19 protein-coding genes and 1 pseudogene are annotated in these 19,867 nt (G+C 39.5%); 16 read left to right on the forward strand and 4 right to left on the reverse strand.

Annotated elements, in window-relative coordinates; genetic code table 11:
• Positions 1-70 precede the first annotated feature (70 nt).
• From ACFX4X_RS15760 to ACFX4X_RS15780, 5 genes are all read left to right on the forward strand, one after another.
• Positions 71-973, forward strand: coding sequence for a LysR family transcriptional regulator (locus ACFX4X_RS15760; protein WP_377384682.1), 903 nt, complete (start codon positions 71-73; stop codon positions 971-973).
• Between the two features lie 194 nt (positions 974-1,167).
• Positions 1,168-1,857, forward strand: a complete 690-nt coding sequence (locus ACFX4X_RS15765) for an alpha/beta fold hydrolase (protein ID WP_089364086.1) — start codon at positions 1,168-1,170, stop codon at positions 1,855-1,857.
• 420 nt (positions 1,858-2,277) lie between these two features.
• Positions 2,278-2,730 (forward strand): GNAT family N-acetyltransferase, encoded by a 453-nt coding sequence (locus ACFX4X_RS15770; RefSeq protein ID WP_377384684.1) that lies wholly within the window; start codon positions 2,278-2,280, stop codon positions 2,728-2,730.
• A gap of 149 nt (positions 2,731-2,879) precedes the next feature.
• Entirely contained in the window at positions 2,880-3,191 is a 312-nt protein-coding gene (locus ACFX4X_RS15775) for a hypothetical protein (RefSeq protein ID WP_377384686.1), read from the forward strand.
• A 63-nt stretch (positions 3,192-3,254) separates the two neighbouring features.
• Positions 3,255-3,734 (forward strand): VOC family protein, encoded by a 480-nt coding sequence (locus ACFX4X_RS15780; protein WP_377384688.1) that lies wholly within the window; start codon positions 3,255-3,257, stop codon positions 3,732-3,734.
• Between the two features lie 155 nt (positions 3,735-3,889).
• On the opposite strand, the gene ACFX4X_RS15785 is transcribed toward ACFX4X_RS15780, so the two are convergent.
• A complete protein-coding gene (locus tag ACFX4X_RS15785) occupies positions 3,890-5,896 on the reverse strand; it encodes a serine hydrolase domain-containing protein (protein ID WP_377384690.1) in 2,007 nt (668 codons plus the stop codon).
• A gap of 410 nt (positions 5,897-6,306) precedes the next feature.
• Between ACFX4X_RS15785 and ACFX4X_RS15790 the strand changes: the two genes are divergently transcribed.
• Positions 6,307-6,756 (forward strand): ASCH domain-containing protein, encoded by a 450-nt coding sequence (locus ACFX4X_RS15790; protein WP_377384692.1) that lies wholly within the window; start codon positions 6,307-6,309, stop codon positions 6,754-6,756.
• Positions 6,757-6,858: 102 nt separating this feature from the next.
• Positions 6,859-7,557, forward strand: coding sequence for a polysaccharide deacetylase family protein (locus ACFX4X_RS15795; protein ID WP_377384694.1), 699 nt, complete (start codon positions 6,859-6,861; stop codon positions 7,555-7,557).
• A 149-nt stretch (positions 7,558-7,706) separates the two neighbouring features.
• Here the strand turns inward: ACFX4X_RS15795 and ACFX4X_RS15800 are convergent.
• Positions 7,707-8,093: pseudogene (locus tag ACFX4X_RS15800) on the reverse strand (IS5/IS1182 family transposase); the annotation flags it as partial.
• 401 nt (positions 8,094-8,494) lie between these two features.
• Between ACFX4X_RS15800 and ACFX4X_RS15805 the strand changes: the two are divergent.
• From ACFX4X_RS15805 to ACFX4X_RS15835, 7 genes are all read left to right on the forward strand, one after another.
• Complete coding sequence (locus ACFX4X_RS15805; protein ID WP_125160356.1) at positions 8,495-8,680, forward strand: hypothetical protein; 186 nt, start codon at positions 8,495-8,497, stop codon at positions 8,678-8,680.
• 178 nt (positions 8,681-8,858) lie between these two features.
• Entirely contained in the window at positions 8,859-11,894 is a 3,036-nt protein-coding gene (locus ACFX4X_RS15810; protein ID WP_377384696.1) for an efflux RND transporter permease subunit, read from the forward strand.
• A 289-nt stretch (positions 11,895-12,183) separates the two neighbouring features.
• Positions 12,184-12,834, forward strand: coding sequence for a DsbA family oxidoreductase (locus ACFX4X_RS15815; RefSeq protein ID WP_284469868.1), 651 nt, complete (start codon positions 12,184-12,186; stop codon positions 12,832-12,834).
• A gap of 69 nt (positions 12,835-12,903) precedes the next feature.
• Positions 12,904-13,506: a nitroreductase family protein gene (locus tag ACFX4X_RS15820; protein ID WP_377384698.1), complete on the forward strand. Its 603-nt coding sequence runs from the start codon at positions 12,904-12,906 to the stop codon at positions 13,504-13,506.
• Positions 13,507-13,977: 471 nt separating this feature from the next.
• Positions 13,978-14,145, forward strand: a complete 168-nt coding sequence (locus tag ACFX4X_RS15825; RefSeq protein ID WP_377384700.1) for a Fur-regulated basic protein FbpA — start codon at positions 13,978-13,980, stop codon at positions 14,143-14,145.
• Positions 14,138-14,287, forward strand: a complete 150-nt coding sequence (locus ACFX4X_RS15830) for an FbpB family small basic protein (protein WP_377384702.1) — start codon at positions 14,138-14,140, stop codon at positions 14,285-14,287. Before ACFX4X_RS15825 ends, ACFX4X_RS15830 begins: the two co-directional genes overlap by 8 nt.
• Before the next feature lie 548 nt (positions 14,288-14,835).
• On the forward strand, positions 14,836-15,399 hold the full coding sequence (locus tag ACFX4X_RS15835) for a peptidoglycan-binding domain-containing protein (protein ID WP_375166207.1): 564 nt from the start codon (positions 14,836-14,838) through the stop codon (positions 15,397-15,399).
• A 622-nt stretch (positions 15,400-16,021) separates the two neighbouring features.
• Here the strand turns inward: ACFX4X_RS15835 and ACFX4X_RS15840 are convergent.
• Positions 16,022-16,468, reverse strand: coding sequence for a hypothetical protein (locus ACFX4X_RS15840; RefSeq protein ID WP_377384704.1), 447 nt, complete (start codon positions 16,466-16,468; stop codon positions 16,022-16,024).
• Between the two features lie 273 nt (positions 16,469-16,741).
• Here ACFX4X_RS15840 and ACFX4X_RS15845 point away from each other — a divergent pair, with 273 nt between their 5' ends.
• Together ACFX4X_RS15845 and ACFX4X_RS15850 are read left to right on the forward strand one after the other, a co-directional pair.
• Entirely contained in the window at positions 16,742-18,172 is a 1,431-nt protein-coding gene (locus ACFX4X_RS15845; protein ID WP_377384706.1) for a phospholipase D-like domain-containing protein, read from the forward strand.
• 161 nt (positions 18,173-18,333) lie between these two features.
• Positions 18,334-19,185, forward strand: coding sequence for an MBL fold metallo-hydrolase (locus ACFX4X_RS15850; protein ID WP_377384708.1), 852 nt, complete (start codon positions 18,334-18,336; stop codon positions 19,183-19,185).
• 137 nt (positions 19,186-19,322) lie between these two features.
• Here the strand turns inward: ACFX4X_RS15850 and ACFX4X_RS15855 are convergent, their stop codons facing one another.
• Positions 19,323-19,658, reverse strand: a complete 336-nt coding sequence (locus ACFX4X_RS15855) for a hypothetical protein (RefSeq protein WP_377384710.1) — start codon at positions 19,656-19,658, stop codon at positions 19,323-19,325.
• Positions 19,659-19,867 lie beyond the last annotated feature (209 nt).

Here is a 19,867-nt window from a genome sequence, read left to right on the forward strand (position 1 = left end):
TTTAGATACTGTATAATACATAAATGATTATGTAATAATAGATTTAAATCTATGTGAAAAGAGTGGAGAAATGGAAATATTACAGCTGCAGTACTTTCAAACAGTAGCACGACTTGAACATATGACGAAGGCTGCGGAACAACTTAAGATTGCTCAGCCGTCGCTCAGTAAAACCATATCCCGGCTTGAAGAGGATTTGGGAGTCCCGCTATTCGATAGGGAACACCGGAAAATCAAGCTCAATGCAGCCGGACGAATATTCTTGAACAGGGTCGAACGGGCTTTTGCGGAACTGAATGAGGGAAGGCGCGAAATTGTGGAATTAACAGATCAAGACCAAAAGAACATCACCTTGGCCGTTACCATCCCTAGGGTCCTGCCTGATTTATTGGGCACATTTTTATCTAAATATCCGGATGTACGTTTTCAACAATTCCTAAAATCCATATCATCCATGAAACAGCTTCTAATTGAAGGGGAAATCGATTATTGCATATCATCCGTTCCGATAGAAGGCCCCGACCTAAAGTGGGAACCGCTGATCACCGAAGAAATATATCTGATCGTGCCTCCCAATCACCGGCTGGCTGGCAGGGAAAGCATCCAACTTCATGAAGTGAAAGATGAACCATTCATCAGTATGAACACAGGCTTCGGATTCCGCAGCCTAACCGACCAATTTTGCCTCGAAGCAGGATTTGTCCAGCACATCGCATTCGAAGGCGATGAACCTGCTGTCATCTCGGACCTTGTCAGGAAAGGGTTGGGCATTGCCTTCGTATCCGAATTGACATGGCTCCACCAAACCGGATCATTATCCCATAAAATCAGGATAACCGAACCTGCCTGTCAAAGAACCATAGGGCTTGGCTGGTCAGAAAAACGCTACTTCACCCCGGTAGCCAAGCAATTTCGTTTATTTGTCATGGATTATTTCTCCGCCGTCAACTCCGCTAGGCTGAAGGACGAGTGATGGGCTGAACGCCGAAATAATCGGTAAAAGAAGGAATAAAAGGGTTGAAGGCCGAAATAACCACGATAAAGGCGATTGCTTCCGTAAAAAGTATAATTTGATATGAGCGGACATAAAATTTCAGGAGGTTTTTAAAATAGGCATCGAAATTATATAGGTGGGTTTATGAATCCCATCCTAGGAGATGAATGGAGATGGAAATACGGGTTAATCAAATTGATTTGAATGGACTCACTTTTCAATATCGCGAGAGTGGGGAACCTTCTGCACCACCGCTTGTTGCCCTTCATGCGCTGGGGAAAAGTGCAGGTTCATGGGATCAGGCGGCTGCAGTATTGGGGGAAAATTATCGCGTATTAGCATTAGATCAACGAGGCCACGGTGGGAGTGCGAGAACTAATACATATAGTTTTGAATTGATGTGCAATGATTTGCTTCATTTTGCGAATGCTATGAATTTGGGAAGGTTTTCGCTAATAGGGCATTCCATGGGGGGAACAGTTTCCTATCTTTTCTCACAAGCATTTCCATCGAGGATTGAAAGGTTGATTGTCGAAGACACTCCTCCTCCTTTTTCGGATAGACCAATCGAAGTACCTTCCAAACCTTCTGGCCCTCTGCCGTTTGATTGGCAGGTTGTGCCTTCGATTCTAAGGCAACTGAATGAACCCAATCCCGAATGGTGGGCGCGTCTTACGGACATTATCATGCCAACTCTTGTTGTAGGCGGTGGGTCGAGTCATATTCCCCAAAACAAATTGCAGGAAGTTTCCGAGCTTATTCCTAATTGCGAATTGGTGACGATAGAGGATGCCGGGCATTTTGTGCATGAAGATAATTTACCAGCCTTCTTAGCTGCCGTGAAGAGTTTTCTTATTTCATGAACTTCCAAAATAATTATTAAATAAATAGGCTCTTTAATCTGTCAATGGTTAAAGTGCATCCAAATAGCATTTGAGGGAGGGTTGCCGATGCAGCCCTCTTATTACTGCCTGGCATCTTTAAATGTATGGTTTATTTTATAAACGACGTTTACCGGTTTTAATCCAGCGCCAATTACCTAATAATGATTTTCTAAGACGGACTCCCTTATAAAAGAGGGAGTTTGTCCTTTTTTGGCCGTCTAAATTTTAGATGTTGATAGAAAGGATTTCGATAGAATCACTATCATTATTTTTCCCCCAAATTGGCGGGATGGAAAATATTTTGGAAGGAAAAGAGGAACGTAGAATGATTAGCAGAAGTATTAGATGAAACTGGATTACTTTTCATCATGAAAAAGGTGACGTATCAGGAGGGATAGTATGGTCACATTCAGGAATGCGACAATAAAAGACTTAAGTGAAATAGTACAGATGCTGGCGGATGATGTATTGGGGAGGGAAAGGGAACGCTATGAAAATCCCCTTCCTGAAAGCTATCGAAAAGCCTTTGAATCCATTGATTCCGATGAGAATAATGAATTGATCGTAGCATGTCTTGGTGAGGATATCGTTGGGGTGCAGCAAATCACGTTCATTCCTTATATTACCCATCAAGGAGGTTGGAGAGCTACGATAGAAGGGGTTCGGACTGCATCTTCAGAGCGGGGGAAAGGAATAGGAAGCAAGTTGATTCTATATGCGATTGAGCGTGCAAAGGAGCGGGGGTGCCATATCATTCAGCTGACAACAGATAAAAAGCGGGAAGAAACGCTGCGTTTTTATGAACGTTTAGGATTCAAAGCTACTCATGAGGGTATGAAAATGAAGCTTTAATTCAACGTTTTTTATCCTGTCATCGGGAAGGTTGCTGCGGCAACCTTTTTTGTGCACAACAACCGATTGGCATTATATGTTAAAATTATTTGTGAAATAATTTTTATGGAGAAATACTATTTAAATTACGATCATGAAAGGGTGGATTGATGGAAAACGATGCATTTATTCAGAAGAGGTACGGTGTAATTAGTTTTATTTCATTCATCATTGGAATTATTTGCTTTTTTATAGTTTTTGTTACACCTATTAGAGTTGCAAATATCGGGAGCCTGGCTGATGATTATATAACATTTTTCCTTACGATTACCGGTATCGTCCTTTCTATCATAGGTATTTTGAAGAAAACGGAGAAAAGAGTGATTCCTATTATTTCTTTGGTTTTTTCTTCGTCTTTCTTTATATTTTGGGTTATCGTCATCACTTTGTTAGTAACGGGTGAAATTGAATTTGCCCCGTAGAACAATTGGATAAAGGGATTGAATCAGGATGGTTTCGATCTGACGAAAAAAGGGGTGTATGGAATGATAAGAGGTTTATATGAAGCACATTTACCGGTTCGTGATTTGAATCGTTCCATTGAATTCTATGAAGGGCTTGGTTTGCAGTTGGATCATAAGGTTGAAGACAACCTGGCTTTTCTGTGGATTGAAAAGGATAAAAGTTGGTTGGGGCTTTGGGAAACGGAAAAAGTGGAGGTTGAGTATCATCCTTCCATCAGGCATATAGCTTTTGAAGTATCATTGGAAGATTTAAAGAGCTCAGTCGTATGGCTTGAAGATAGAGGCTATTCGCCAAGAGAGGCTTTTGGATTTGAACCAATTGAACCTTTCGTCATGCCTCATGGGGAATATGCGCACGCTAAAATTCACTTTAATGATCCAGACGGCAACAGTTTGGAATTTATTAGTAAACTGGAAAATCCTAAAAAAATCATGAAACGTATGTATTTAAGTGAATGGGAACAAATGAATACAGAAGTGAAAAAAGCGAATGACAGATGAATTGACGGTTGTGAGAGCTACATGTTTTTCTTGTTATTGTTAAGGTAAATCAAAAGCCATGCTTACCTATTTGATATTCATGGCTTTTGGCAGATTACTTAATTGAGAGTCCATTTATGACTTGGTGCTGACAGTATTTCTGTGGGGTCATTTGGTTACTTGATTTTGAGGGGCAGTGTATAGTAACCAAATGCCTTATCAAGCAATGCACTAGCTTCTTGACGAAGTAAAGGCTGCTTTGAACGGAAATCTATAGACCCATCTGCCTTGGGTTTAATATCGGGATCAATAATTCCTTGTGATACAAGCGCTTGAGTAGCTTCAATCGCCCATTTATCGGTTTTTCCAGTTATTTTGACCTTTGGAGCGGGTTGGATTTGCTTTAGATTTTGAATCATGACTGCTGCTGTTTGTCTTGTAATGACAGTTTTGCGGTTAAAATTAGGAATGCCGGAAACCATTTTTGCTTTATTTGTCTCAATATCATCGGGAAAACCAAACCAACCATGTGCACGAAGTAGTAAATCTGCAAACTCTCCCTGTGTCATGATACCTTCCGGATGGAAGCGGTTGTCTGGTTGAGTCTTGAATATGTCGAATGCATACAGATTGTCGATGTTTGTCTTATACAAACTGTCATGCGGTACATCTGAGAAAGGCTTCTTAGAAGGCATTTTTTGTGCATCGGCAATAAAATCCAGACCTGTTGAACTTGTGTAATAGAAGTATTTAATCCGATTCTGATGATCTTTCTTGAACGCTAATTTATTTCCAGCTTCATCTTCAAACAACAGGGGATGAACCATCTTCAAGGTGTGCTTGCCTGAGGGCCCTGCCTCCAGCAACAAGCTACCGTTCTTATAGGTCAACCTGTATTTTAAGAAATGGAAGCGGGTGTTCTGGTATAATCCAACATATTTAGCGGCTTCTTTACTGCTTAAAGGCGTGTAAGTGGATTTCTTTGGCTTCTTTTTTTCTGGGAAATAGTGATCCATAAACTCTTCAAATACTTCTATACTCATCATGGAATCATTGTTATACGACATGTAAAAGGCGGTATTGCCCTTCGGCAATAATACAATTAACGATTGATGTCCAGGCATGCTTCCGCCTTTTAGAATGACATGGTGACCATTCATTAAATCGTTGAAGAATCCTTCGAATCCTCCGACAGTTGTCATGGGCAGAGTCTTATCTGCAAACACCTGATAGGATTGCATTTGCTCTAACGATTTTTCACTGATAATTTCCTTTCCTTTAAATTCACCTTGCTGTTGAAACATGGTTAAATACTTAGCCATATCATCTCCCGTAGAAAGAATGCTGCCCTGTGGCCCATCTGTCGGTGCATGACCGGAAGTTGGATGTGGCGTGCCTTTATCATCATAGTGTACAGCCATCCTATCGAGTAGTTCAGGGGTGAAACGGGTACTTGTCGAGCTCATTTCCAATGGCTTGAATATATTCTTTTCCATATATTGATCGAATCTAAGGCCGCTTACGTTTTCTATCGCATAGCCAGCCAATAAAAAGGCAAAATTATCATAGGTATACGATTCTCCAGGTGTTCGAACTACAGTCGGCATATGCTCTTTAAGAAACTCTTTCATCGGAATTTCCTGGTTTATATAATCAGGTGAGGTATACGTAGTAATATCAGGCAGATCTACACCACTTGTATAGGTAAGCAAATTAAACATAGTCAGTGGAGTTCCTGTTTTATTGGGTACTTTCAAGCCATCTAAATATTCATGAATATCATGGTTCAGATCAATCGCGCCTTTATCAGCAAGCTGCATCGCTGCCAAGCCTGTAAAGGTCTTTGAAACGGAAGCGATTTGAAAGACGGTATCTTTATCTACTGGTATTTTCTTATCCTTATCAGCATAACCATAGCCTTTGTTTAACAGGACCTTCCCATCTTTGACAACTACAAAATTGGAGCCATTCACATTGTATTTCCCCATCTTATCGACAAGCACCGAATTCATGAACGATTCTACTTCTTTAGCATCTTGGGGGCCGTTTGTACTTATCTTTTTTGCTGGTTTTTGAGAGTCTACTGATTCGGTTGGGACATTGTTAATTGCGGTGCAAGCAGTAAAAGTGGTGGCAGATAATAATAGACAGGCAAGCCCTAAATTACGTGTTTTCGTTTTCATGTTTTTTTCTCCCTTATTAATCGATTTAATTTCCTAGTCAGCTCCCATTCCTGATTGACCTTAAGGCCGCATCATGAATGGATCTAACCGAGTATCACAAATCGCTTGTCATATACACTAGTTACCTTTTGTCACTCTTTTATCAAAAGTTGTTACAACATTAGTAATAACAGCTAAGTAATGTAACATGTTTTTTAGGGGGATTTTTGTTTTGATCCAGTTACTCCAAGGGGTTTGAAGTATCATATGACATTATGAAACTGGTGAATCCGATATTAGGCGATTTAGAATGGGGACTTAGTTGAGAACATGAAGAGGCGAATCATGCGTGACCTGATCATTTCTGCATTTCTCTTAAAAGCAGCGGTTCAGCCTTTAAATAGGACAAAATAGAATGGAGAGATCATAGAATGAATGTTAAAGCGGAATTATATTGGAATGAATTTTGGCAAGGGAAAGGTGAAGAAAAACCTCAGTCAGTCAGTGCGTGGCAATTCGGGGCTGATCCCGATCATTTGGCTCAATTAGTGATGGATGGGATAAAAACGGCTATTTGCTCTGGTTATGTTTTTTATGAAGAGGAAAATGAACCATTACCATCCGTGGGTGATTACAGCATTATTTTAAGTAGTGAGGATGTGCCCTTAGCCATCATCCAAACAGTGAAGGTCGAAGTATTGCCGATGAATGAAGTGAGTGCAGAGTTTGCGATTGCAGAAGGGGAAGGAGATCGAACATATACATACTGGTGGGATGCACATGAAAAATGGTTGAAAGAAGCACTGGACAAAATAGGCCAAACCTTTAAAGAAGATATGCTGCTGGTGTGCGAGCGTTTTGAATTGATCCATGTAAAGTGAATGTGGACGGCTCGTTCGGAAGAGAGCAATAAGTTTTTTCGTTCAGTGATTTGCTATAATAAGTCATGAATTTAAAAACTTTTAGAAAGATAGGTCATAGTCATGAGAAAGAAACTGAGATTCATTGGGTTGGGAATCCTGGTTGTTTTCCTCCTATTGCTGGGTACGTATAAATTGATGAATTCGAGAACATATCAGGTATTCGGAGGATTAACCGATAAGGTAGAGACGGATCAAAAAGTGGTTGCTTTGACTTTTGATGATGGTCCATCGAAGAATGTAAATCAGATCCTGCCGTTATTGGATAAATACGATGTAAAAGCTACATTCTTCCTGATTGGTAACGAAATCGAAAAGTACCCAGAGGAAGCTGGGAAAATAGCGGAAGCCGGACACCAGATTGGGAATCACACGTATTCCCATAGGCGAATGGTTTTTAAATCGCCCTCCTATATCAAAGCGGAAATCGAGAAAACGGATAAATTAATTCAAAACTCCGGATATAAGGGTGAAATTGACGTTCGGCCACCAAATGGGAAAAAGATCGTTGGCTTGCCATATTACTTAAATAAAAATGATAGAGAAACCATTACCTGGAATCTGGAACCAGATAGCTATTACACTTCAGCTTCTGATAAAGTGAAGTATGTGAAGGAAAATATAAAACCAGGTTCGATCATCCTGATGCATCCGATGTATGATGATACGGGTAAAGAACTTCAAGCGATTGAAGGGATAATACAAGAGTTAACGAACGAAGGGTATACGTTTTTAACGGTCAATGAACTTCAAGAGTTGTAGGTTCATTTTTACAGTTTCGGGAAAAAGGGTTGCTGCGGCAACCCTTTCAGTTTGTAGACAAAAGGGTTCGGAATTAAAACATTCCGAACCCCTTTTGAAATTCCCTGCCATGAATATAAAGAAGATGGCCAATTGGACATGGCAAGGTCCTTACTTTCGGTACACTTTGATAAAAATGGACAGGTCACACAAATGTGTTTTGGTGATTTGTACTCGAGATAGCCCTCTTTATTCGTTGGTGAGTACTTTAAAATCTCGTCCGATGGGCAAGGGTAACAATCAAAATGTTCATCGTAAACATAGTCATGTTTGCAGAAGAATCCTTCCTTTGTTCGAGGACGTGAATACGGTAAAGCCGGTGTTATTTTATGACCAAATAGATAGCTTGTAATCGCCGGTGTTTTAGAAGCTGCATCTGCAGCAGCAGCTTCTGGTTTCCCAACTTTTTCAATTACTTGTCCAACAAGTGGCTCTAAGATGTGACTATCATGCGTATTTCCAAGTGTTACAATTGTCCCAAACACAATGGCGGCCTCCATTTTACGAACCAAATGGTTCGCTGGATGATCTCGCTTAATAGAATCATGTTTAAAAAGCATCCTTATGTCCTCAAGTTTTAATCCTTCTAGCAAAAGGGGTTCCATCTAAATGTTAAAACAAAGTGATTGGAGCGGGTGTTCGAGACTCCTGCGGGAAAAGCGTGTCTAGGGGAGACCCCGCAGGCGCAAGCCGAGGGCGGACCGCCCGCGGAAAGCGAGTGCCCTACGTTCCAATCAACGTTCAAATTGTACAACCCTTTTTTATTTTCTCGCTACTGAAAGGTATTTAACGAAATACTGAATAGTACAAAATGGTGGCGGCATATTGTTTCTTAACGGAATGATGTTGTGGGGCATGCTTTCGTGTAAATAAAGCTTTAAAAATGGGGCTGGTTACGTTGTATCGGAATAAAAATACCGCTCTGATCATTATTTTAGGAATCCTGTTACTCCTATTCCTTGTTGTGATGGCTTTCCGCAATATCACTGTATACTTCGTGTATAGTTCAGGCATCGGACCTTTATTATTTATCGGTCTTATCATATTGGCGATCATTATGCTTTTTTTAAAAGGTTACAAGTAATAAAGTTTTGATAATTGAGGTTGCTGCGGCAACCTTTTTTATGTGGAGCGAAAGGCCCTGTCATACCTCATAAATTCTAGGTTAAAAGTTATAATTTCTACGCACTTACCTTAGTAATATATGGTAATATTAAAAATGGAATTATTTTCTTTAATTTACAATCAGGGGAGATGTGGACGTGGAATTTTTTACTAAGTGGTCGTTTAAGAACAAGGCTGCCGTTTCGTTGGTAACCATATTTATTTTGTTGATAGGTGTTGTCAGTTATTTTAAATTGCCGATGGAATTTTTACCATCTGCTGACAATCCACAAGTTACGATTATCACGATGGGACAGGGCACTGATTCGAAAACGATGGAAACACAAGTTACAGATCCGATTGAAAGAGCAGTCACTGGAGTTAAGGGAAAGAGCTCAATATACTCCACAACGGGAGATGGGTTTTCAAAAGTAGATCTATTCTTTGAATCCGGATCGGATATGAAACAAGCAAAACTTGATGTTAAAGAGGCTTTAGACAATGTAGCATTGCCACAAAGCATGGCAAAACCGACTGTTACACAGCTAAATACATCAATGATTCCCATTTCATTTATAGCTGTTACTTTTAAGGACGGATTAACAGCTGAAAATATAGACTTTGCGAAGAAGGAATTAGAGCCTCTGTATAAAGATATTAAAGGAGTTTCGGATGTACAGACATTTGGAATTTCCCAATCTGTTCTTTCAGTCAAAGTGGATAATGAACAATTGGCTAAAAAGAAAGTTTCGATCCAAGATGTCATGAGTGTCCTTAACGGTCAGAATACAGCTCTAGCCGTAGGCGAAAAAGTGATCGATGGGAAGGCTAGTAACATCAAGGTTATCGGGGATTTAACAAGTATTGAAAAATTAAAAGCGTTAAAGGTCACTCCAAATGTCACACTTGGAGAGATAGCGAATGTTGATGAAGCGAAAGATGGTAATCTCATCAGTCGTTTCAATGGAAAAGAAAGCATTGATATTAGCATTATCAAGGACAGCCAATCAAATGCTGTCACAATCAGTAAAGAGGTTGAAAAAACAGCAAAAGAAATCAATGAAAAGTATAGTGACCAGAAATCGACCATCTATTTATCTACAGCTGATATGGTGGAGACTTCTGTTCAGACGATGGTAAAAGAAGTGCTGCTTGGTGCGCTATTCGCCACCATTGTGATCATGGTCTTTTTACGAAATATACGGTCTACATTTATTACAATCGTGTCCATACCGCTATCTCTTGGCTTTACGTTATTCTTGCTGTCATTGTCGGGAGTGACGCTGAATATTTTAACGCTAGGCGGTGTCGCTGTAGCCATTGGGCGCTTAGTGGACGATAGTATTGTTGTTATTGAAAATATTTTCCGGAAAATGCAGCAGGAGAAGATTTCCATCCAATTGGTGATGGAGGCAATAAAAGAGGTAGGAGTGGCGATAACAGCCTCAACGCTTACTACTGTAGCCGTTTTCTTGCCTGTAGCTTTATTGAACGGAGGGCTTCAAGAGTTTCTGCTTCCTTTCGCTTTAACGGTCACTTATTCATTGCTGGCTTCTTTAATTGTCGCATTAACGGTTGTTCCTTTAATGAGTGCGGGATTGCTGAAAAGAGCGAAGCTGCCAAAACATCGACCAGCTAAGCGTTTTACCAAGCTAGTTACTTGGTCATTAAACCATAAATGGGTTGTCCTGATTGTTGCGTTGCTGTTGTTTGTCGGTTCCATTGGTACATATTTTGCCATGCCAAAAGGGGCGATTGACAATTCTTCAGCTGACTATGTCTCAGTGACGTTGACTTATCCAAATGATCAGCCCTTTGATAAAGTAAAAGAAAAGGCGATAGAACTCGAAGAGAAAATGCAGGATATGAGTGATGTGGATAATGTGTTCATGCAATTAGGAAACTCTGCCGAAAGTGCTCAATACGGCGCAGTCACATCACCTACAGAAGCTACATTCGGTCTCTTAGTGAAGGATAAAGCAAACATAGATACCATCTTGGAGGAAATCGAAAAGCAAAAAGAAAACTATCCTGGTGCGAAGCTTACGACCACCGCATCTTCATTTATGATGGGGGCTTCAAAGACGAACATTACGATAGATGTAATTGGCAGCAGTGCGGAAGATTTGGAGCTGACAGCTAATAAGATCAAAGGAAAAATTCAAGATATTAAAGGGATTGAAGATGTTACAACGAACCAGGACGAAAAGAAAACCATTTATTCATTCAAGGTAGATCCGGCTAAAGGCAACACAGAACAAATAGGTCAACAACTTGGTATCATGCTTAATAAAACCCCAATCGGCAATATCACGCTTGCGGATAAGCAGACACCTGTAGTCCTTGAACCAATCTTAGATCCTAAAAAACCAAAGGATTTAAAGAATATACCTATAATGACAGATGGCGGTTTAGTCCCGGTATCGAAAGTTGCTTCTTTAAAGAGCGAGGAGAGTGCAACAACCCAGTTCCATAAAGACGGAGAAACGTATCTTCAATTAACGGCAACGGTCGATCCTGCCAAACTTTCTGATATTGCAAGCAAAATTAATCTTGAGATATTTGGAGACAAGGAGACCAAGGGTCTTGATATTCCGAAGGATGTAGACATTTATATTGGGGGAGCCAGTGCCCAGCAAGCAGATGATTTTACCGATTTGTTCCTTACGATGTTAATATCTATAGGCATCGTCTTTCTAATCATGGTTTTAACATTTAAATCAATTAAAGCACCAATCGCCATTTTATTTTCATTGCCGTTCGCTGCTATCGGAGCAGTGTTAGGATTGGTAATCAGTCGAATTCCAGTGGATATTACAGCACTGTTGGGTGCGCTCATGTTAATTGGAATTGTGGTGACAAACGCTATTGTGCTTCTCGATCGAGTCAAGCAAAACGAAGAAAAAATGATTATCCGGGATGCGATCGTTGAAGCGACAGCTACGAGATTCCGTCCGATCATTATGACGGCTGTAGCAACCATTTGCGCCATGCTGCCTCTTTTATATAAAAAGGCGGAAACGGGAAGTCTTGTTTCACAAAGCTTAGCAATCGTTGTCATTGGCGGGTTAGCTGTATCAACACTGCTCACACTCATCGTCATTCCATGTATATACGAATTGCTATACTTTAAAAAGTCGAAAAAACAGAGAAAGAAAAAGAGAGAACTCGTTAACGAACACATTGAGATGTAAGGGTGCTTAATAAAAAAGTTTGTAGAGAAAGATTCACTTCCTCTGCAAACTTTTTTTCTTGCATTTCGATTTAAAGCTTTTTTAAAATAATGCTTGACTTATATACGACCTGTAACTAAAATGATTACAGCAGGGTGGAACACATAACAGTACAATCGCAAGCAGCAATCAATTACGTACTACTAAATCCAATGCATTCTATATTCAGAGAAAGCATATTTTTTTACTCTCTATTGTAACTGACTTGGTTACAAATGGGAGCTAATGATAAAAAGTGAGGGAATATCATATGACAGTGAAAATTAAAGCGTATTCTGATTTTATATGTCCATTTTGTTTTTTGGGCAAAGGTCCTTTAGACGAAATCGTGAAGGAAAAAGATGTAGAAGTGGAGTGGATGCCATTTGAACTGCGTCCTAGTCCATATTCGAAAATTGATCCATGGAAAGAACCTGATAAGTTGAGCTCATGGGATTCCTATATTCTTCCTGTTGCGAAAAAACTAGGGATTGATATGCGTCTACCCCGTGTTTCTCCGCACCCATATACACATTTGGCGTTCGAAGGGTGCCAGTTTGCAAAGGAGCACGGAAAAGGTAATGAGTTCCATGACAGAGTTTTTACAGCATTTTTTCAAGAGGAACAAAATATTGAAGATATTGAAGTATTGACAAAATTAGCAGGTGAAGTTGATCTTTCCGAGGGGGCTTTTAGAGAAGCGTTAGTGTCACGGAAGTATCGTGAAGTGCATCAAGAAGCACTAAAACATGCCTATGAAGAAGCGGATATTAGGGCTGTTCCAACGTTCATCATTGGTGATGAAGTGATCCAAGGACTCGCTAGCAAAGAAAGGTTAGCGCAAGTCATAGAGAAGGAAGAAGCAAAAAATAAACTGAATGAATTTGATGGCTTGCAATGCGATAGTAAGGGGAATTGCTAATAACGTTCTGAGCTATTAAATAAATATCAATCTATCCTATTAAATTAAACATAATTTGGAGGAATCAAAATGTCAGCAACTACAACAAATTTAAAAGAAGCAATCATCAATCGCCGTTCGATCCGTAAGGTGAAAAAGAATGAAAATATTACGAAAGAAAGAATTAATGAAGTTTTAAAAACCGCTTTACATGCACCAACTTCATTTAATATGCAAAGTGGACGAGTGGTGGTAGTGATGAATGACGAACATGAAAAGTTTTGGGATATCGTAAAAGAAACACTTCGTTCGCGCGTTCCAGAAGAGAGCTTTGCGGCAACTGTCGAACGATTACAAGGATTTCGTGATGGAGTGGGCACAATCCTATTCTTTGAAAATCAAGAAACGATAAAGCAAATGCAAGAAAAAGCACCATCATATAAAGAACAGTTTCCATATTGGTCCCATCAAGGAAGTGCTATGTTGCAGTATGCAATATGGATGACTTTATCAGCGGAAGGCATTGGGTCATCAATACAACACTATAATCCGATCATTGATGAAGAAGTGAAGAAAACTTGGGATATTCCAGGGGAATGGTCATTGATAGCTCAAATGCCATTTGGTGAGCCCAATGAACAACCAGGAGAAAAGACGTTCCTGCCATTTGAAGATATTGTGAAATTTTATTAATACAAAGATTTAAGATATTCATAAAGAAAAGCAGTTCAAGCTAGTACATGTTTGGGATAGTAGACTTACAAAAAGCCTGTTTACTCTTAATGAGTAAAAACGGGCTTTTTTTTTGAAGCATGAATATTAAAGTTCCAGGCGCATTACAGATATAGGGAAGGACTTACCTTTTTATGGAAATATCCGTTCCTGATGATCATCCTTCATATAATTAACAGAGGTATATAATTGACTCTGAGAATCGTTTTCAACTATAGTGAATTAGGTAATAACAATGTGGATTTGGTGTATTTGATCGAGTATTGAAAATGCACCAGGAAAGTCCTACATACGAACAATTAAGGAAATGTGAAGACTTTGAGAGCATGCCCTTATATGGGGAAGCAATAGGTAGAATAGGAGATTCTTCATGTGGGATGCTAGGCAACCCCAAATACCAAAAGTCAGCATTTTTGTTAAGGAGGGTCCTTGATGATTACCCAATTAAGTACAAAGGGAGAAACAAAAAAAGAGGAACTTATACAAGAACTTCTGAAATTCGGGATTTTTAAAAAATATAATAAACAACTATACGAGCTTCCGATTGTTGTCCTGCAAAAGGAATTCAATCACTTGAGAGGTGAATTAAAAAATGTCTAGGAGAAAGAAATCTTATGATGAACTGCTAAAAGAAAACCGCGAACTTCTGCTGCATGACAAAATTGAAGTGGAACGCATCTATACAAAAATTGATCAAAAAGCCATCAATGAAAAAAAGGGAAGTAAGCAAGTACAATCATGACTAGGTAAAAAGTAATCATTTCAAGTTGATCTCGCTGAATAGAATTATGTTTCGAAAGCATCGTCATCACCTCAAGTTTTAATACTCCTATTTTAAAACAAAAAAGATTGTAGGCAAAAGTGTTCCATCTAAAAGGCAAGACAAAGTTGATTGGAGCGGGTGTTCGAGACTCCTGCGGGAAAAGCGCGTCTAGGGGAGACCTCGCAGGCGAAAGCCGAGGAGGCTCCCCGACCGCCCGCGGAAAGCGAGTGCCTGGAGTGGAAATCAACGGCCAAATTGTACAAGCCATAAAAATTGACAAACTCGATTTTCATCGAGTTTGTCTACAGTCTGAATAATTTCCTTTAGGGGATTATTTTGGTTTTATTCAAGAATCGGGGTTTCCATCATATGCTGACTTTTTGAAATGCACACCGTGGATATTATTTACCATTTTTTATAATTAAAGTAATAAAACGTTAATTGAATGACCTCTTACGTTATAATGAATGGGCTCCAAAGGAAAGAAAGTCAGATTCTGCAGGAATGTATATTTGAATGGAGGTTATATGACGTTGAAGAAAAAATTATTGGTCATTTTTCCAGCCGTTGCATTGATGATGGCCCCTCTAGGAACGGGAACTTCAATTACCCACGCAGCATCAAAAGACAATCAAACCGAGAAAATCGAAACGAAAGCGGAAACGCGCCCGACCCTCCGGAAAGGCTCCCGTTCTAGTTATGTAAGAGATCTACAGCAAAGCCTTAAAGATGTTAAATATATTGTAGGCGTTGATGGGATTTTTGGTACCCAAACACAAAATGTCGTAAGAGAGTTTCAGGTGGATCATAATTTGGCCTCGGATGGTATCGTTGGCCCGTTGACATGGGCAGCTTTAGACGAAAATAAAGTAGAAAGAAAACAGTTTACAGAGAAAGACGCGATCGCGTTAGGTAAAAAAAAGCTGGGTAACAATATCGTTTTCAGCGGTGATGGCAGGTTGCTGAAAGATGGCAAAAGAAAATCATATTACAAATATAAAGCAGCAAATAAAGATTGGATGGATCAAGGCGGCTCAGGAACGATTGGGTGGTTCCACATTTATAAAGATGGCCGTGTAGTGGAAGAATAAAGGGATATTCATGCAAAAAATTCTCCCACTTTAAGTGGGAGAATTTTTATGCATCTATATTTTGCTATAAATAACAAGTAAATACAGATATAATAAGAAATGAACAGCAATTTGGTATAGTGGGCAGCGGTCACTCCTTTTCAGAAAGGGGGTGTCGCTGGTGATTTCTATTATGGACGGACTGATGCTAATGATTTCATTCGCCTCTTTAATCGTCGCAGTAATCGCGGTTACATTAAAAAAGTAACCCCCTCCATACCATCCGGCCAGATGTATGTAGGAAAAGGGTTACTTTCATGATTGAGTAGCTACTGACTTACCACAGAAAGCCGCTGCTCTTTATGCAGTTTGCTGTTCATTAAGACGCTGGTTTAACCAGTGTCTTTTTTTTATATATGTTAGTTATCTTTATTATATCCTCATTTTACCTATACATTCAACTAAAAAACATGGAAAGAGCATAACGAAGATTCAATGATGGAGAATTCATTTCTTGATGTTCTATCAAGATGATGATTTATACAAATAAGCTGACACTACATTTCCGAGCGATGGAATCATAAAAAAACCCCTAAAGCTTATGGATCCAAGCAAATCCACTTTGGGGCCATGTATAATCAGTTTAGATTTTCGTTAAATTCCTGTCAGTTTCCAGTTTGAATAATTTCATTCCTTTATAAGATATAATCGAAGGAATTAAACAAAGTAATGCCATCGGTACACAATAAAGAAGATAGAAATGCCCTCCGTTTCCCAGTAAGGGAATATAGGCTAAAGCAGTAAAAAGTAGGACGGAAAAAATGATCGTGAAAATCCCGAAAGACTGATGATAGAACGCATGAATTTCCCTTCTTCGTTCTTCATGATTGGGTAAATTCTTTACGGATTTGTGCGTTCGGAGGAACAGGTACAAGGAGAATATTAGAAATAAAGCGGAAAATGGTAAGGCAATAGCAAATAATGAAACGTCAAGAATGGAAAGATAAAAGCTGGATAAAAAGAATACCTCTGACACACCTAAGGCAAAACAGTAATTGAAGATGCTTATTCCATCAGGTTGTTTAAGCATAAAATCCCTCCTTCTATATAATAGTATGCAGCTGCTAACATGTTCACCACTTTGTCACATTTAAAAGGAAAATAAATGCTCCAAGTTCCACCCAGGATCATCCTTTCAGTTTTAAGATAGGTAAAATGGTCACTCTAGGAAATGAAATAAGCCCTCTGGCTAACAAGCCAGAGGGCTTATTCTTTGGAGGATTTATTTAAGCTTGAAGATGTTGAATAGAGTCCGTGCTTATTACGAATAGTAATAAAATATCGGGTAAAGGGGGAGAGTGCCATGATTGCACAAACGATGATCAAAGGATTTCTGCTCGTTCTTCTATTATATTTCCTGTATGTAGTGGTGACGGCAGTGGTCCTTTTCTACTTCCTCAAGGAAAAAGAAGAAGATAGGCCGATTAAACATATAAGTGCATATTTGGGAGAGAAGGATTCCACCGTGGATCGTGTCCTGCTTCTCGAAGATGGTTATGAATCGGGACTCGCCCGCATGCGAATGATCCAGGAAGCACAGCACTCAATCGATATTGCCTACTACGCTTTTGGAAAAGGAAAATCATGTGAACTTATTCTTGGAGCCTTGTTCGAAGCTGCTGACCGCGGTGTTAAGGTTAGAATCCTTCTGGATGGAATTTCTCATGGACTTAGAGGTCAATTAAGCGGTGTCCGTTATGCACTGGCATCGCATGAAAACATTGAATTAAGGTACTACGAAACCTTTAAGCCATTTAAGCCCTGGACCTGGCATAACCGCCTCCATGACAAGATGATCACTACAGATGGAAAGTTAGGCATCATCGGAGGCAGGAATATCGCCGATAAGTATTTAGCAAAAAACGCGCCCAAGAATTATGTCTATGACCGGGATGTACTCATTTTCAATGCTGAACAGGAGAAAGATAGTGTAATCGTTGAAATGAAGGCTTATATACATGAATTATGGACTCATCCGTATACAAGCAAAGTCTTTGCGGATCTTTCGAAAAGGCAAAAGGCACAAGGAAAACGCGTCAGAGATACATTATTAAATCAATACAGCAAAGCTATGCAAACTAATGCCGATTTCGTTAATCCGGCCATCGATTGGAGTAAGTCTACAACACCTACAAAAAAAGTGTCCTTCATTTATAATCCAATCGAACGTTTCAATAAACACCCTTTTGTGTGGAGATCTCTAGTGGATATTGCTGCGAACGCCAATAAATCGGTATTTATCCAGAGTCCCTATATTGTTCCTACGGGTCCCATGAAGGAATATGTACCAAAGAATATGAATTCAAAAGCTGATTGGACCATACTTACCAACTCGGTGACATCAACCCCGAATGTGATCGCTTTTTCCGGTTACTTAGCACTTAGGGATAGTATCGTCGAGACAGGGGCAAAGCTATATGAATATTCAAAGCTTTATTCATTGCATGGTAAATCGGCTGTATATGATCAGCGATTAAGTGCAGTCGGTTCCTTCAATCTGGATTCGCGATCTGCCTTTTTAAATACAGAATCGATGGTGATAATTGATAGTGAAAATTTTGCAACGCAATTGATAGGGGCCATCGAGTCAAAAATCTCGGGTAGTACACTCGTCGCGGAAAATAAAAGATATATAGAACTACCTGAAGATCAGAAAAAGGAAAAATCTTTCTTTAAAGCGACCTTTTTAAATGCCCTTTCGAAAATAACGGTATATTGGAAGAGGTTCATTTGAATGATGACCAAAAGACAGCAATCTCAGCGATTGTTGTCTTTTTACGGAGGAAATCCGTTTAAAATGGATCATTGACTAATTAACAAATGTGCAATTTGCTATAATTGAGGAAAGCTAAACAATCTTGGAGATATCATCCATTATCCGAAGGAGAACGAAACATGCAAACCTTACAGCATCTATCGAAACATATCGTCTACCTGCCTCCAGTCCAGGAAACGGATCGGCCGGTACTTGCTGCCGTTTCCGGAACCAAGAAAACGCTCATCATCGATGCCGGTAACTCCGTCCAGCATGCACAGCTCTTTAAGGACGAATTGCTACGGAATGATCTAAACGGGAATTTCCTTGTACTTACCCATTCCCACTGGGACCATGTATTCGGACTGGAGAATATCGGGATTCCGGTCATTTGTCATGAAAAAACATACAACAATATTAAAGATATGCAGCAGCTTTCATGGGAAGATCAGGCCCTTGATCAACGGGTCGAAGAAGGGACGGAGATACCCTTTTGCGCCGATGCAATTAAATTGGAACATGGGACAAATAGAAATATTTCCCTGCCCCTGCCCGATATTATCTTTGAAAAAAAGGTGACAATCGATCTCGGCAATGTAACATGTGTAATCGAACATGTTGGCGGCGATCATGCCAAAGACTCCTGCATCATATATGTTCCAGAGGAAAAAACATTATTTCTGGGAGACTGCTTTTATGCCAATCTTTATGCCGAAAAATGGAATTATACGGCTGAAAAGGCCTCGCTGCTCGTTAAGAAAATTGAAGCCTATGATGCCGATACATATATACTCTCCCATCATGATCTGCCCTGCACGAGACTGGAAATGGAGGCGGAGCTTAAACTAATGAAGGAATGTGCCAAAACCGTCGTCGACCATCGGGGAAATCGAGCATTAATGGAGCAGGAATTGGCTAAAGGGTTAAAACGGGATTTAACTGAAGATGAGATCGAAACGATTGGATTTTTTGTAAATGGATATGTTGAGTGACCAATGAAATGAAAAGCCAATTGAAGTGTACACAAAAAGTTCCGCGGGTAGGGTATGGGTTCGGTGTTCAACTGGGCTCATACCCTTTAATTTGACCTTATTCCTATGTGGAATAAACAGTCCTCAATAAGCTCATTTTACAAAAAAGAGATAATAGTTGTTATGAGTAATAGTATGATAAGAACTGATAGGAACCCTGATATAATCTCCCCTGCTTTTGCTCCTCTATTATCGGGATGAATATGACCAATAATAAAAGAAGGGATGAAAAATATAGCTGAATAGATCATTGTATAATGAATGCCTGTTTCTCCATTTGACCATGCGCTCAGTCCGATATTATTTAGAATACTATCTCCAATACAAAATTTATTTCCAAATCGAAAGGTAAATAATATTCCGATTAAACATAGGGCGAAAGAAAGTGAACCCACTCCGAGCTCTTTTGTTTTCTTAACCTCAATAGTTTTCATGTGTATCTCCTTGCTTACAGGAATATCTTGAATTTAAAAACACCAAATTATGGTTTTTGTAATTGCACCATAACTTAAAGCTACAATACCTATATCTTCACCAGAATCAAGAGCCAGCCTTTTTCTACTTTATAAAATAAGGCTCTTTTCGTAAAGATTGTTGTTTTTAAAACGAAACTATTTAAGGTTGATTGGAGCGGAAGTGCGAG

This window comes from Peribacillus sp. YIM B13481 (assembly GCF_042787985.1).
In the GTDB taxonomy this organism is placed as follows: Bacteria; Bacillota; Bacilli; order Bacillales; family DSM-1321; genus Peribacillus; species Peribacillus simplex_A.

Coding starts and splice junctions, on each gene's coding strand:
- ACFX4X_RS15815 (WP_284469868.1), top strand. CDS start 12,184: ATGACAGTGAAAATTAAAGCGTATTCTGATTTTATATGTCCATTTTGT.
- ACFX4X_RS15780 (WP_377384688.1), top strand. CDS start 3,255: ATGATAAGAGGTTTATATGAAGCACATTTACCGGTTCGTGATTTGAAT.
- ACFX4X_RS15765 (WP_089364086.1), top strand. CDS start 1,168: ATGGAAATACGGGTTAATCAAATTGATTTGAATGGACTCACTTTTCAA.
- ACFX4X_RS15785 (WP_377384690.1), bottom strand. CDS start 5,896: ATGAAAACGAAAACACGTAATTTAGGGCTTGCCTGTCTATTATTATCT.
- ACFX4X_RS15770 (WP_377384684.1), top strand. CDS start 2,278: ATGGTCACATTCAGGAATGCGACAATAAAAGACTTAAGTGAAATAGTA.
- ACFX4X_RS15845 (WP_377384706.1), top strand. CDS start 16,742: ATGATTGCACAAACGATGATCAAAGGATTTCTGCTCGTTCTTCTATTA.
- ACFX4X_RS15760 (WP_377384682.1), top strand. CDS start 71: ATGGAAATATTACAGCTGCAGTACTTTCAAACAGTAGCACGACTTGAA.
- ACFX4X_RS15795 (WP_377384694.1), top strand. CDS start 6,859: ATGAGAAAGAAACTGAGATTCATTGGGTTGGGAATCCTGGTTGTTTTC.
- ACFX4X_RS15830 (WP_377384702.1), top strand. CDS start 14,138: ATGTCTAGGAGAAAGAAATCTTATGATGAACTGCTAAAAGAAAACCGC.
- ACFX4X_RS15820 (WP_377384698.1), top strand. CDS start 12,904: ATGTCAGCAACTACAACAAATTTAAAAGAAGCAATCATCAATCGCCGT.
- ACFX4X_RS15840 (WP_377384704.1), bottom strand. CDS start 16,468: ATGCTTAAACAACCTGATGGAATAAGCATCTTCAATTACTGTTTTGCC.
- ACFX4X_RS15790 (WP_377384692.1), top strand. CDS start 6,307: ATGAATGTTAAAGCGGAATTATATTGGAATGAATTTTGGCAAGGGAAA.
- ACFX4X_RS15855 (WP_377384710.1), bottom strand. CDS start 19,658: ATGAAAACTATTGAGGTTAAGAAAACAAAAGAGCTCGGAGTGGGTTCA.
- ACFX4X_RS15825 (WP_377384700.1), top strand. CDS start 13,978: ATGATTACCCAATTAAGTACAAAGGGAGAAACAAAAAAAGAGGAACTT.
- ACFX4X_RS15850 (WP_377384708.1), top strand. CDS start 18,334: ATGCAAACCTTACAGCATCTATCGAAACATATCGTCTACCTGCCTCCA.
- ACFX4X_RS15775 (WP_377384686.1), top strand. CDS start 2,880: ATGGAAAACGATGCATTTATTCAGAAGAGGTACGGTGTAATTAGTTTT.
- ACFX4X_RS15835 (WP_375166207.1), top strand. CDS start 14,836: ATGACGTTGAAGAAAAAATTATTGGTCATTTTTCCAGCCGTTGCATTG.